The organism is Flavobacterium sp. KACC 22758, assembly GCF_028736135.1.
Lineage (GTDB): Bacteria > Bacteroidota > Bacteroidia > Flavobacteriales > Flavobacteriaceae > Flavobacterium > Flavobacterium johnsoniae.
Genome location: NZ_CP117878.1, coordinates 1,537,146 through 1,550,312, shown reverse-complemented (window position 1 = coordinate 1,550,312; position 13,167 = coordinate 1,537,146). Strand labels below are relative to the sequence as shown.

Annotated in this window: 13 protein-coding genes; 12 read left to right on the top strand and 1 reads right to left on the bottom strand. The window is 33.4% G+C overall.

From position 1 onward, the window contains the following. Positions 1-53 precede the first annotated feature (53 nt). The 11 genes from PQ462_RS06575 to PQ462_RS06525 all read left to right on the top strand — a co-directional run bounded on the left by PQ462_RS06575 (position 54) and on the right by PQ462_RS06525 (position 9,317). Complete coding sequence (locus PQ462_RS06575; protein ID WP_274252828.1) at positions 54-416, top strand: hypothetical protein; 363 nt, start codon at positions 54-56, stop codon at positions 414-416. 12 nt (positions 417-428) lie between these two features. Continuing rightward, positions 429-923 (top strand): SRPBCC family protein, encoded by a 495-nt coding sequence (locus tag PQ462_RS06570; protein ID WP_274252827.1) that lies wholly within the window; start codon positions 429-431, stop codon positions 921-923. A gap of 64 nt (positions 924-987) precedes the next feature. After that, on the top strand, positions 988-1,785 hold the full coding sequence (locus PQ462_RS06565; protein ID WP_274252826.1) for a PhzF family phenazine biosynthesis protein: 798 nt from the start codon (positions 988-990) through the stop codon (positions 1,783-1,785). A gap of 20 nt (positions 1,786-1,805) precedes the next feature. Next, positions 1,806-2,234, top strand: coding sequence for a copper resistance protein NlpE N-terminal domain-containing protein (locus PQ462_RS06560; RefSeq protein ID WP_274252825.1), 429 nt, complete (start codon positions 1,806-1,808; stop codon positions 2,232-2,234). A gap of 83 nt (positions 2,235-2,317) precedes the next feature. Then, complete coding sequence (locus PQ462_RS06555; RefSeq protein ID WP_274252824.1) at positions 2,318-2,785, top strand: DUF6934 family protein; 468 nt, start codon at positions 2,318-2,320, stop codon at positions 2,783-2,785. A gap of 1 nt (position 2,786) precedes the next feature. Continuing rightward, positions 2,787-2,933 (top strand): hypothetical protein, encoded by a 147-nt coding sequence (locus PQ462_RS06550; RefSeq protein ID WP_274252823.1) that lies wholly within the window; start codon positions 2,787-2,789, stop codon positions 2,931-2,933. Positions 2,934-3,238: 305 nt separating this feature from the next. Continuing rightward, the gene (locus PQ462_RS06545) at positions 3,239-4,693 is read left to right on the top strand and encodes a hypothetical protein (RefSeq protein ID WP_274252822.1); all 1,455 of its coding nucleotides are present in this window, start codon (positions 3,239-3,241) and stop codon (positions 4,691-4,693) included. A 146-nt stretch (positions 4,694-4,839) separates the two neighbouring features. Then, on the top strand, positions 4,840-7,146 hold the full coding sequence (locus tag PQ462_RS06540; RefSeq protein WP_274252821.1) for a type IA DNA topoisomerase: 2,307 nt from the start codon (positions 4,840-4,842) through the stop codon (positions 7,144-7,146). A gap of 344 nt (positions 7,147-7,490) precedes the next feature. Beyond that, a complete protein-coding gene (locus PQ462_RS06535; RefSeq protein WP_274252820.1) occupies positions 7,491-7,967 on the top strand; it encodes a DUF6265 family protein in 477 nt (158 codons plus the stop codon). A gap of 65 nt (positions 7,968-8,032) precedes the next feature. Then, positions 8,033-8,404 (top strand): DUF4844 domain-containing protein, encoded by a 372-nt coding sequence (locus PQ462_RS06530; RefSeq protein WP_274252819.1) that lies wholly within the window; start codon positions 8,033-8,035, stop codon positions 8,402-8,404. Between the two features lie 412 nt (positions 8,405-8,816). Further along, on the top strand, positions 8,817-9,317 hold the full coding sequence (locus tag PQ462_RS06525; RefSeq protein WP_274252818.1) for a DUF6265 family protein: 501 nt from the start codon (positions 8,817-8,819) through the stop codon (positions 9,315-9,317). 64 nt (positions 9,318-9,381) lie between these two features. On the opposite strand, the gene PQ462_RS06520 is transcribed toward PQ462_RS06525, so the two are convergent. Beyond that, positions 9,382-10,542: an MFS transporter gene (locus PQ462_RS06520; RefSeq protein ID WP_149208065.1), complete on the bottom strand. Its 1,161-nt coding sequence runs from the start codon at positions 10,540-10,542 to the stop codon at positions 9,382-9,384. A 252-nt stretch (positions 10,543-10,794) separates the two neighbouring features. Between PQ462_RS06520 and PQ462_RS06515 the strand changes: the two genes are divergently transcribed. After that, positions 10,795-13,098, top strand: a complete 2,304-nt coding sequence (locus PQ462_RS06515; protein WP_274252817.1) for a TonB-dependent receptor — start codon at positions 10,795-10,797, stop codon at positions 13,096-13,098. Positions 13,099-13,167: the final 69 nt, after the last annotated feature.

Genomic DNA, 13,167 nt, shown 5'->3' with positions numbered 1-13,167 from the left:
ACTTAAAAACTTACAAGAAATACCTTATATTTGTTTTAAATTGGAAGATTTAAATGGAAGAAAAATTTTGCTGGCGTTGCAATATAAAAGTCAAAATGCTTGATGACAATGAATTTAAATTATGTCGAGATGCTTGGTTTGAGGGAAAAAAAATTGTTGACCAAGAATTAGAACGAAGAAAAATTAAAGATCATGTTTGGCTTGACAAAATTGAAACTTATGAGCAATATAAATATTTACTAGAAATGTATCGAATAATAACTAGCGAATACGAATCAAATCCTTTGGCTATTTTGCATCACCAAAGAAGCCAATTTGGAAAAGATTGTCCTAATTGTTATAAACCTTTCAGAACTCCAAAAGCAATATATTGTGCGGCATGTGGTTACGGCTCAGAAAACTTGACAAAAATCTAATTTAAATTTAAAATGAAAAACTTCGACTGGACATCATTTACCAAAAAAATAGCCGTTAAAGCTAAACTCAGCGACATTTATAATGCCTGGACAATTGCAGGTGAATTAGAAAAATGGTTTCTCGAAAAAGTATCTTTTTTTGATGCAAATCAGGAAGTTATTGGCAAAAATCAAAACGTGTTAGAAGGGAGTAGGTATGAATGGCTTTGGTATTTGTATGATGATGCCATGTTGGGAAAAATTACTTCTGCCAACGGAAAAGACCATTTACAGTTTACTTTTGAAGGAACTTGTCTGGTTGATATAAATTTGAGCGAAACAAATGGTTATACAATAGTTCAACTTCATCATCATGATATTCCAACAGATGATAATTCGAAAAAATACATAAGATTGGGTTGTTCAAACGGCTGGCATTTTTATCTCACTAATCTTAAATCGGTTTACGAAGGCGGATTAGATTTGCGAAACAAGGATAACAGTTTAGACCCAATGATTAACAATTAGAATAAAGCAGTATATTGATTTAGAATATTTTTGCTTTTATATATTTAAAAAGACCCAAATAAAAATGAAGACTTATTTTGTTGACTCATTTACGAAGGAAAAATTTAAAGGAAATCCAGCAGCAGTTTGTCTTCCCAATATAGAATTAAATGCAGAAAGCATGCAGAGTATTGCTGCAGAAATAGGATTTTCGGAAACGGCTTTTATAAAACAAATAAAAGACAATACATACAGTATTCGATTTTTTAGCCCAAAAACCGAAATTCCGTTATGCGGGCATGCGACGCTGGCTTCTTCTAAAATTGTTTTCAGCACGACTTCATTTGAGAGCATAAAATTTATTAACATCAATAATGTTGAATTGTTTATTGAGAAAGAAGTTCATAAAATAAAAATGCAGTTTCCGGTTTATGAAACAGAAGAAACTGAGGTGCCTCAAAAACTGCTCGATGCACTTGGACTTTCTAAAATTCTGGAAAAAAGATACAGCCCAAACAATAAAATAATTTTACTTGAAATTGACAGCGCCCGCGAACTGGCAGATTTAAAACCCGATTTTACAGCGTTGGTAAATTCGCATACCGGAATAAACGGGGTTTTGGTAACTGCAATTTCAGACAACGAAAATTTCGATTTCCATTATCGATATTTCTGGCCTTGGGCAGGAACTGACGAAGATCCTGTAACGGGAGGAATTCAAACCTTTTTGACAAAATATTGGGCAAAAAAACTGAATAAAACAAAACTAAATGCCTTTCAATCTTCTTTAAGAACCGGAACTATGAGTACAGAACTTGTACAAGACAAAGTTTACATTCTTGGAGAAGCAGTGATTGTTCTGGAAGGCAATTTTATTTTATAAATCAAAAAAAAACAAAACCTATGAAACTATTAATAACCGCTTTACTTTTAATTTCAAACTTTACATTATTCGCACAATCAAATCAATTTGCGGGCGATTATACCCGTTCACTTAGCGAAGAAGCAAAACACATAATTGAATACAAATTGACCTTAAATCCAGATGGAACATTTGAATTTCATTCCTACTCTAAAATGCAAGGCGGAACGCCGCCGGAAACCAATTCATACGGAAAAGGAAAATGGAGTGCAAAAGATAATCTGATCACTTTTTCGGCAGACAAAAAAGAAGATCTGAACGAAAAATACACATTAGATTTTAATAATTCTACAGCTCGTTTTGTAACCAAAAATCCAAGAGATAAAAGCGATAAAGTTGTAAAAACTAAACTTCAGTTTTTAGGATCGGATATTCCATGGATGCAGAGAATTGATATTTTTAAGAGTTAGATATATTCCCTATCTAAAAAAACAAAAAAAGTAAGTTTATTTTTATAATAAAATATATTTTTGCAGGATTAATTATTTTACAAATGAATATTGCAAAATATGAATTACTTACAAATACTGATGCTACACTATTTAGATTTAAGAGTAAGGGAATTAATGGCGAAATAGACAAAGGTATCGTTTATAAACCTACAAAAAATGATACAATATATAATTTAGGTTTTGGAGATTTAGTTTTTGATCAAATCCAAAAAGAATTTATAATTAACGATTTAATTGTAAGTGATAATGGGGATCGCAATAAAATTCTAGCTACAGTTGCTGAATCTGCTTATATTTTTTCAGAAAGATATCCTGAAAGGAAAATCTTTTTTAAAGGCAGTACTAAAAGCAGAACACGCTTATACAGGATAGCTATATCGCTAAATTTGAGAGAATTATCAAAAACATTTCATATCTTTGGAACAATAGAAGATGAAAATGGAAACATATTCAACGTTCCTTTTGATTCAAATGGTGATTTTTATGGATTTATTATTAAAAGAAAATAATATGAAAACGCATACAATTGTTAAAAAACAAACTAAAATGGAATCTATAGTAAAAGTTGATCCAGAATTAGATAAAATAAAAGATATAAAACTCAAATCTGATAAACTGGAAGAAGTTAACAAACATAACTTCAAACTGAATTTTTAATCTCTTGTTTTGAACTTAGCAAAACAATTGTTTCATAAAAAACCGTTCAAGAAATTTCTATGAGCGGTTTTTATTTTTTATAAAGAGCTTTTAAAAACCTCAAAGCCTCCGCAAGAATCAACACAACAGCTCAAAAAACTCAGAATCTTAGTATCTCAGTAACTATTTAATTAATACACATTTTTATTGGCTTCATACCTCAATATGGCGGACTTATGACATTTTTTCAAAAGTCACTTTCTTAATTATCTACTTTCAGGTATTCAAAAAAAGATAATTAAATAAACCAACTAAAGCCCCATGTTATGAAAACTACAAAAATGGTATGCCTTTTTATCATAATAATCGCATTAAGCGCTTGTAAAAAGGACGCAAAGGGAAAAAATGATAATTATACAACAATAAACAAAAGCGCAGCTTCTTCTGAGTGTTTAGCTCCTGCTAATTGGTTTACGATGGTAAACAATACCCGCCAGACTCCTCCGCCAAATGAAGGACCAACAAGCGTATTTGCCAACAATGCTACGGTAACAAATTGTGACTTTCATAAGTGGTCATGGCAAAAATTTCTATGGCTGACCAATGAAGTTAATGGAAAACCTTTATTTATGACCAATCTGATTCAGGTGAACGCAGCAGGACAGAAATTAGACCCTAGCAACGGAATTGTTTTAACAGATACTGCTCAGGCAAGTTCTAATACTGATATTTTACAAACTCCTAAATACCAGTCGGGTGTTCCTAAACAAACTACAGTCTATTATTCTATATTTATGGACCAACTTCTTTACGACACTATGATAAAATATGGTCCAATTGCCAAAAACGATCCTACAAAAGTAAAAGATATCACTTTTCCTGTAGGAGCATTAGAACTAAAAACTTCATGGATTGATGCAAGCGCTCTTAAAGATACTTCAACTTATTTTGTTACTCAGGGTGTAATAAACGGAGTAAAAACAAAAGTAGCACTTTTAGGAATGCATGTCGTGGGAATTGTAGAAAATCATCCCGAATTTGTATGGGCAACTTTTGAACATGAAAACCTTGCGCCTGCTTATGACTGGACTAAAGCTACGCCAACTGCTGATGCCCCTGTAACAAGTACAGTTGATTATCCGTTTTTTAATAAAAACAACACAGCAACGGTTCAGAATATAACTACAGGAAATGGAAATTACACTGATGTCTTTTCTGTCTACAAATATGGCGTTCCTGTAGAAAAAGCAATGAAAGGTTCTTTTAATGTGCAGCTTTATATGGATACAAGCCAAAATGGTTCTGAAAACTTCAATAACATTCGTACTATTAACCAAAGCGTTAAAACACAGCTGACAGGCATTTGGAACAATTATTTCTACAATGGTTCATTGTGGATTAATACTGCAGGATACAACAGCACTCCGGCACAAGCGGCTTTATTAGATTCGTTGAGCTATAATCTTTCAAATTCTTCACCGGGAGATTTAACCAGAGGTTCTACTGCAGCTTACAATATTACTATGGAAACCTATGTTCAGGTAGGATTTAGTCCATCTTCTATACATGGAAATACCGTAAACAATCTTGTTAATTGCTTCTCCTGCCACAACGCATCTAACAATTCTGCTGAATCGCCTCTTTTTATAAGCCATGTTTTTACAGGATATGTACAAAATCTACAGGGTTTGAACAGAAAACAAATCAAAGATGCACATGTTAAAGAAATTGTCAAACAATTCAATATGCGCCTAAAATTAAAGCAGGCAAAATCAAAATAACAACCGCTTTACTTTTAAATATATAAACTCAAAAACCACAAGCTCTTGTTTGTGGTTTTTCTGTTTTATTGCCCCTTTGTAACTAAGAACCTTTGTCCCTTTCTCATAAAAATCCTAACTTCGCTCTTCAATAAGAAAAGGAGAAAATGAAGGTATGTATTGCTGAGAAACCAAGTGTAGCACGTGAAATCGCATCTGTTTTGGGCGCCAATACCAAGCACGACGGATATTACGAAGGAAACGGATATGCTGTAACCTACACTTTTGGTCATTTATGCACCTTAAAAGAACCTAACGATTACAAACCGCACTGGAAAAGCTGGGATTTAAACAATCTGCCCATGCTTCCTGAAAAATTCGAAACCAAAGTTGTTCAGAATTCGGGAATTCAGAAACAGTTTAAAATCATCAAAGCACTTTTTGATAAAGCCGAATTGGTTATAAACTGCGGGGATGCCGGACAAGAAGGAGAATTAATCCAGCGCTGGGTAATGAACGAAGCGCATTACAAAGGCGAAATAAAACGTTTGTGGATTTCGTCTTTAACTACAGAAGCCATAAAAGAAGGTTTTGATAACCTGAAACCTTCTGAAAACTATGATAATTTATTCTACGCCGGATTTTCGAGAGCCATTGGCGACTGGCTTCTAGGGATGAATGCAACTCGTTTGTATACCGTAAAACATGGCGGTTACAAACAAGTTTTGTCTATTGGGCGCGTACAGACGCCAACATTGGCAATGGTTGTAGACCGATTTAAAGAAATTGAAAACTTTAAACCGCAGCCCTATTGGGAATTGCAGACTTTATACAGAGAAACGCTTTTTAGTTACGAAGAAGGTCGTTTCCTAAAAAAAGAAGACGGAGAAATTCTGGCTGAAAAAGTAAAGGAAAGTGATTTCGAAATTGTTTCTGTTGATAAAAAGAACGGAAACGAATATGCTCCAAAACTGTTTGACTTAACAGGTTTACAGGTATATTGCAACCAAAAATTTGGATTTTCGGCAGAAGAAACGCTTAAAATTGCGCAGACTTTATACGAACAAAAAGCTATTACCTATCCCAGAGTTGATACCACTTTTCTGCCTGGAGATATTTACCCAAAAGTACCGGGGATTCTGCAAAAACTGACCAATTACAGTGACTTGACAGAACCGCTTTTAGGAAAGAAAATCAAAAAATCACCTAAGGTTTTCAACGATAAAAAAGTAACAGATCACCATGCGATTATTCCAACCGGAATAGAAATTAATCTGCCTTATAATCAGCAGCAGGTTTACGATATTATTGTAAAACGTTTTCTTGCTGTATTTTACGACGATTGTCTTGTTGCCAACACAACCGTAATTGGAAAAGCAGCCGACGTAACTTTTAAAGCTACAGGAAAAGAAATCTTAAAGAAAGGTTTCCGTGTGGTTTTTGAAGATCCGAATGCGAAAGAAAAAGAACCGGATTTACTGCCGAGTTTTGTTGTGGGCGAAAAAGGACCGCATGAACCTTCTTTTCTTCAAAAAGAAACCAAACCGCCTAATCATTTTACCGAAGCAACTTTGCTGCGCGCCATGGAAACCGCAGGAAAACAAGTAGACGATGAAGATTTACGCGAATTGATGAAAGAAAACGGAATTGGTCGTCCGTCTACACGTGCGAACATTATCGAAACGCTTTTTAAACGTCAGTATATTGTTCGAAATAAAAAACAGGTTTTACCAACTACAACGGGAATTCAGTTGATTGATACAATTCAGAACGAATTGATAAAATCGGCTGAGCTTACGGGTTCGTGGGAAAAGCAATTGAAAGATATAGAAAAAGGTACTTTTACAGCAGCTGCTTTTATCAGAAACATGAAACGTATGGTCGAAGCTTTGGTTACCGAAGTACGAAGTGAAACCAGACACGCCAATATTTCACATGCAGCAACAATTCAGAAACCAGCTGTAAAAGCAGAAAAAAAGAAAGCAGCAGGAATTTTGGCAGAAACTTGTCCGAAATGCCAGAAAGGAAATTTTATAAAAGGGAAATCGGCTTTTGGATGTTCTGAATATAAATCGGGATGCGATTTTGTGCTTCCATATGTTTTTCATGATAAAAAAATTACCGAAAGCCAATATTTACGATTAGTTCAAAAAGGCTCAACCGTAAACATAAAAGGTTTTAAAACCGATGCCGGCACAGTTGAAGGTTTAATTCGTTTTGAAGAGAATTACAAACTTAAACTCGAACCCAAAAAAACGGATATAAAAAAGACAACTAAGGAAACAGCATCAGATTCTTTATCCTGTCCAAAATGCAAAAAAGGAAACATCTTAAAAGGAAAAACCGCTTACGGATGTTCTGAATATAAATCGGGTTGTGATTTTAAAGTTACTTTTGATGAAGTCCGCGCAAAACTTCAAGATCAAAAACCAACAAAGGAATTGGTCTACTCTATTTTAGAGGGAAGAGTTTAGTATTTTCTTGCCACAGATTAAAGGGATTAAAATGATTTTTTTTACGGTGTTTTTTTGCCACGACTCGACCGAAGGGAATGACGAAGTAATTACACGAATTCTCACTAATTCATTTTTTACGCAGATTCTGCAGATTTAATTTATAATTAGAACTAAAAAAATCAGCCTAATCCGCTAAATCTGCGAGAGACAAAAATACTTTTCACAGTCAATACCACATTTCTTTATTCGCAAATTATTTCTGGAATTTTTTATAATTACTTCGTCATTCCCTTCGGTCGAGTCGTGGCAAACATTTTTTTCATACTTTAGTAGCATATTACAAAACCAAAATCTTATAAAATATGTTTCAGAAAATTACTCTTTTAACGCTTGTTTTAGCCGCTGTTTCTTGCCAGAAGAAAGAATCTGTCGAAAAAGATAAAATCAAAATCGCCGACTGGATTATTGGAAACTGGGAAAACAAATCGGCTGAAGGTATTTTAACTGAAAACTGGCAGAAACTAAACGACAGTACTTTTAATGCGTCGTCTTATTATATAAAAGAGAAAGATACACTGCATTTTGAAACAATTGTTCTGGCTCAAAAAGGCGAAACCCTAACCTATTTTGCAACCGTAAAAGGACAAAATGAAGATAAAGCCGTTGCTTTTGCATCAACCGCAGAATCTGATAAACAATTGGTTTTTGAAAATTCAAAACACGATTATCCGCAAAAAATCACTTATACCAAAAACGCTGATAATACTTTAACTGCTGAAATCTCTGGAAATTTACAAGGAAAACCTAGTTCGGAAAAGTTTGTAATGACGAAGAAATAATGATAAAATTAAAATTATTTTTAATAACGATAATATTTTCATTTTTGTCTTGTGAACAAACTAAGATGACAACAACAATTGATGCTATGCCTAAATTTGAAAATTTCAAAAACAAAGAAAAATTTCTACCAGACAATACCATTTTTTATCCAGGAATTGGTGATGAAAAATTAAAACCAATTTTGACAGAAAAAATTAATTTAGCTGCAGATGACTTTAAGAAGATTGCAGAATCAAACAATCCTACAGTTGAAAATTATCAAAATGCAATAAAAAATGGGCTCAATCGATTTTCAGGAATTTATCTTGAATTGGATACAGAAAATCGTGAAAGAATTTGTGCTTATTTTGAAGAATTAATGGATATTGTTGGTCTGGAAAGTTCAGAGGGACAATTGAATGACTTTATGTATGATTTTGATCCAAATCAAATTTAAAAATAATCTTTAAGCTTTAATTTTACTCTAATTCTAAACGGATTAAAATCCGTTTCTATAATATTAATTCATTCCTTCGGAATTTTAAAATTAAAAAAAGAACCATCGGTTCGAAAAATATTGCAGAGCCGGATTTTAATTCGGTTACAACAAAATGTTCCCGAATACAAAACTTGCTGCAATATTATTTTTTTCTACGGAATTTCGATTAAAAAGAACCATAGGTTCGAAAATATTGTAGGGCCGGATTTTAATCCGGTTACAACAAAATGTTCCCCAATACAAAAGAACCATAGGTTCGGACAATTTTTGTAACAAGAAATGGCAATCTGCTAAAACAATCACAACAATCTAAATACCAAATATTTATTTTATATTTGATAACACCAATTTGGTTTTAAATAAATGAATTATGAAATCATATAGCATTTTTTTCGCAGTTTTGACTTTAGGCATTTTCGCGTCTTGCAAAAAGGAAACCAAACCAGAAACTCCCGCAAAAATCTATTCTAAACTTGCAAAAGCCGAATGGTTTATTGGCGAATGGGAAAATAAATCGGCAGATGGTGAACTTACCGAACGATGGAAAAAAGAAAATGATTCCGTTTATTTAGGAGAATCTTATTTTGTTGTGGGACAAAATGATACCGTTTTTGCAGAACATGTACGTCTTGAAGAAGTAAACGGAAAATTAGCCTATATAGTAACAGTTCCGGGGCAGAATCAAGAATTGCCCGTAAGTTTTGAAATGACCTCAGCTGCAGATAATCAAATTGTTTTTGAAAACCCAAAACACGATTATCCAAATAAAATTATTTACAATCTGGTTGAGAAAGATTCGCTAATAGCAGAAATTTCAGGTTTGAAAAAAGGCAAACCTTATACTGAGAAATTTATTATGAAAAAACGATAAGATAGGTTTTTAAGCAAAAAACTTAATCCCTTAGAACCTCAGCAACTTAGCAGATTAAAAAAAATCACTCATTCTCCCCTATCTTATTCACCATAAAAATCATCAGAATTCCTAAAAACGCCATAACTAAAAATGCCCATTTCATACTTAAATATTCTGATATAAAACCAACCATTGGCGGTACTAGTAAAAAACCAAGATAACCAATTGTAGATATAGAAGTCAAAGCAGATCCGCTGCTTAATTTTGAAGATCTTCCTGCAATACTAAACACCAGCGGTACCACACAAGAAACCCCAAACCCGATTAAAACATAACCAAAAATAGTTGGGTAAGCATACGGCAGGATAAAACAAAGACCAAAACCAGCAGTAATTAAAATTCCGCTGTAAAGCAGGATTTTTTTAGTTCCAAATTTCATTACGCCATAATCGCCAAATATACGTCCTAAAGTTACTGCCGACGCAAAAAACACAAAAGCAGCACTTGTTAATTTTGGAGAAGCCTTTAAGATATTTTCAAAATAAATACCGCTCCAGTCATACATCGTATTTTCGCAGGCCATAGACACGAAACAAATCAAGGCAAACTTTATAAGATTCTTTTCCGGCATCGAGAAAAACTTCTTTTTAACCGGAACAGGCTCATTATGAATACTCATTGGGTAAAAACAAGCTGTAAGAGCCAGCATAAAAATACTTACTCCCAGTAAATGATGTGATGGAGCAATTTTCTGCGTTACCATTACATAACCTAAACCGGCTCCAGAGAAAACAGCAATACTCCAAACCGCATGAAAACGTGTTATAATCGATTTTGGATAGAGTTTCTGCACTTCAAGAGACTGTGCATTTATTGACAAATTGAAAATATTACGCGAAGCTCCAAAAAACAAAAGTATAATAACCAGCTGCCAGACAAATGCGGCTAAACCAGGCAAAGACAAAGCTACATTAAACATAACTGCTCCAAGCAGCATAATATAACGGCTGCTGTACTTGTTTAACAACTTTCCGGTAAACGGCATTGTAAGCATTAAACCTATTGGAAAAGCAAATAAAACAGCTCCAAATTCAGCTTCAGATAAATGCAGCTGCGCCTGGATATGCGGAATTCTCGAAACCCAAGAAGAATAACCAAAACCCGAAAGAAAGAAAAATACAGTATTTGCGATTCGATATCCTCTAGGCGTGTTTTGAATCTTTTTGAAAAAAGGTAAAATCATGAATTCTTTTATTTCAGACTGCAAAAATAAAGCTTTTAAAACGAATTATTGTCGGTTTCACACTTTAATAAATACATCCAATTTTTCGGTTTTATTTCAGAAAAAATAAAAGACTTTTCTTTCTTATTTAACCTTGTAAGGCTTAAAAACAAATGAATTGAAATATTATTTGTAAAAAAAACAATAATTTCTACATTTGTATTGTTTTTATTTATTCTAAATAAATTTTAATTACAAACCAATTTTTAACCAATGAAATATCTTAGACCGAAAACATTACGTTTTCTAATGACAATTAGTTTTGTCTTTACGTTCTTAACCACGTTTGCACAGCAAAATGGAAAAATTAAAGGAACCATCACAACTGCAGATGGTGAAAAGGCTGCCGGAGTAAATATCATCTTAAAAAAATCAAAATACTGGGCAGTTTCTGATGAGAACGGAAATTTTGATTTTAACAGGGTAAAACCAAACACTTATACTTTACAAGTTTCTTTAACAGGATACGAAACACTTGAAAGCGAAGTAATTATTGCCGAAAGCGAAACAACTACTGTAAATCTGCAGTTAAAAGTTTCTAATAAAGAATTACAAGAAGTTGTAGTAAACAGTAAAAAAAGCATTTTATCTAAAAAAACAGATTATGTTGCCAGAATGCCTTTAACAAATCTGGAAAATCCACAAGTTTATAATGTTATACATAAAGAACTTCTTTTAGAGCAGGTTTCTGTAGATATTAAAAGTGCTGTACAAAACTCACCCGGAGCAGTTCCGGTTACGTATCCATCCGGAGGTGTTGCCGTAACTTTTAGAGGATTTACTACGGGCATTAATGCCAGAAATGGTATGGAAACCTCAACTAACCGTTCTTCTACTGATCTTGCCAACGTAGAAAGAATTGAGGTTTTAAAAGGTCCATCCGGAACTTTATTTGGTTCTACTATTTCATCTTTTGGAGGTGTTGTAAACCTTGTTACCAAAAAACCTTTTGAAACAACTGCGACAGAGGTTTCTTATACTACGGGAAGTTTTAACTTAAATCGCTTTACTGCAGATGTTAACACGCCTTTAAATGAAGAAAAAACGGTATTATTTAGAATAAATGCTGCAGTTAACAGAGAAAAAAGCTTTTTAGATTATGGCTTCAATAATACGGTTGCCGTTACTCCAAGTTTAACTTTTAAAGCAAACGAAAAACTTACTTTTAATATCGATGCTGAATACATCAGTTCAAACAATACAAGACGTACTTATCATAGATATGATGCTGCTTCCGGAATTACAAACCCTGGTGATTTGAAAATTGACTACAAAAAATCATTATTTTATGATGATAATGATGCTAAAACTTCTGCAAATAAAGTTTTTGCTCAGGCAGAATATCAAATATCAGAAAATTGGAAATCTACTACTCTATTCTCTTTTATGGGAGAAAACGTAGATCGCAGTTATCAGACTTATACGCTTTGGTTAAACCCATACCAAGCCGCAAGAAGAGTTGGAAACTGGGGACCTATTTATGACAATTACACTAATATTCAGCAAAATATTAACGGCCAGTTTGCAACAGGTAGTATTAAACATAAACTATTAGTTGGTGCAAATTACAATTTTAATAAAAGCGGATTCTCTTCTGGAGCAACAGCGTATATTGATACAATAGACGTGAGAACTCCTTTTGATCCTATGAGAAGAAAGACGGTAGATGCTGTATTAAAACAAACTGCATATCCAGTTACTACCAATAAGACTTTTAGCGTTTACGCTTCGGATGTTATTAATTTTACTGAAAGATTATCAGCAATGCTTAGTTTACGTTTAGACAACTATAAACTAGATACTGTTGAAGGTACGGAAGGTTACAATCAAACGGCATTATCTCCAAAATTAGGATTAGTGTATCAGGTTGTTAAAGATCAGGTTTCGATCTTTGGAAATTACATGAACGGATTCCAAAATTCGCCTCCTGCTACACAGCCAGATGCTACGAGATTGATTTTAGATCCTGTATACGCCGTACAATATGAAGCTGGTGTAAAGGTTGAGGCATTCAATAAAAAATTAAGTACTACTTTAAGTTATTATAATATCAAAATTGACAATGCAGTACAATATGACAATAATGGTTTTGCTTATCAAAATGGAGAACAAGTCAGCAAAGGTTTTGACTTTGAATTAATTGCGAATCCAATTAAAGGTTTTAACATTATTGCCGGATATGCTTTTAATGACAATACAATTCCTGCTACTGGCAAAAAAGCTGTTGGAGCTCCAGAAAACGTTGCAAATTTCTGGACAACTTATACCTTACAAAATACTGTAAAAGGTTTAGGGGCCGGATTTGGAATTAATTATGTTGGAAAAAGTTATATGTTTGATGATAATGTTTTTTACATTCCTTCTTATACCACGGCAAATGCTACTGTATTTTATGATCAGCCTACTTGGAGAGTCGGACTTAAATTCAATAATCTTTCAAACGAAAAATACTGGGATTTTTATGGAAACTCCCAAGCTCCAACAAACTTCTTGGTTAATTTGACATTAAAATTCTAAAGTCATTTTTTTTTCTTAAAACAACACCTCTGCAATACAACGGAGGTGTTTCTTTTTGTTAAACATTTT

Bases quoted from the DNA above. Each gene is read 5' to 3' on its own strand.
- PQ462_RS06575 (WP_274252828.1), top strand. From the start codon at position 54: ATGGAAGAAAAATTTTGCTGGCGTTGCAATATAAAAGTCAAAATGCTT.
- PQ462_RS06570 (WP_274252827.1), top strand. From the start codon at position 429: ATGAAAAACTTCGACTGGACATCATTTACCAAAAAAATAGCCGTTAAA.
- PQ462_RS06565 (WP_274252826.1), top strand. From the start codon at position 988: ATGAAGACTTATTTTGTTGACTCATTTACGAAGGAAAAATTTAAAGGA.
- PQ462_RS06560 (WP_274252825.1), top strand. From the start codon at position 1,806: ATGAAACTATTAATAACCGCTTTACTTTTAATTTCAAACTTTACATTA.
- PQ462_RS06555 (WP_274252824.1), top strand. From the start codon at position 2,318: ATGAATATTGCAAAATATGAATTACTTACAAATACTGATGCTACACTA.
- PQ462_RS06550 (WP_274252823.1), top strand. From the start codon at position 2,787: ATGAAAACGCATACAATTGTTAAAAAACAAACTAAAATGGAATCTATA.
- PQ462_RS06545 (WP_274252822.1), top strand. From the start codon at position 3,239: ATGAAAACTACAAAAATGGTATGCCTTTTTATCATAATAATCGCATTA.
- PQ462_RS06540 (WP_274252821.1), top strand. From the start codon at position 4,840: ATGAAGGTATGTATTGCTGAGAAACCAAGTGTAGCACGTGAAATCGCA.
- PQ462_RS06535 (WP_274252820.1), top strand. From the start codon at position 7,491: ATGTTTCAGAAAATTACTCTTTTAACGCTTGTTTTAGCCGCTGTTTCT.
- PQ462_RS06530 (WP_274252819.1), top strand. From the start codon at position 8,033: ATGACAACAACAATTGATGCTATGCCTAAATTTGAAAATTTCAAAAAC.
- PQ462_RS06525 (WP_274252818.1), top strand. From the start codon at position 8,817: ATGAAATCATATAGCATTTTTTTCGCAGTTTTGACTTTAGGCATTTTC.
- PQ462_RS06520 (WP_149208065.1), bottom strand. From the start codon at position 10,542: ATGATTTTACCTTTTTTCAAAAAGATTCAAAACACGCCTAGAGGATAT.
- PQ462_RS06515 (WP_274252817.1), top strand. From the start codon at position 10,795: ATGAAATATCTTAGACCGAAAACATTACGTTTTCTAATGACAATTAGT.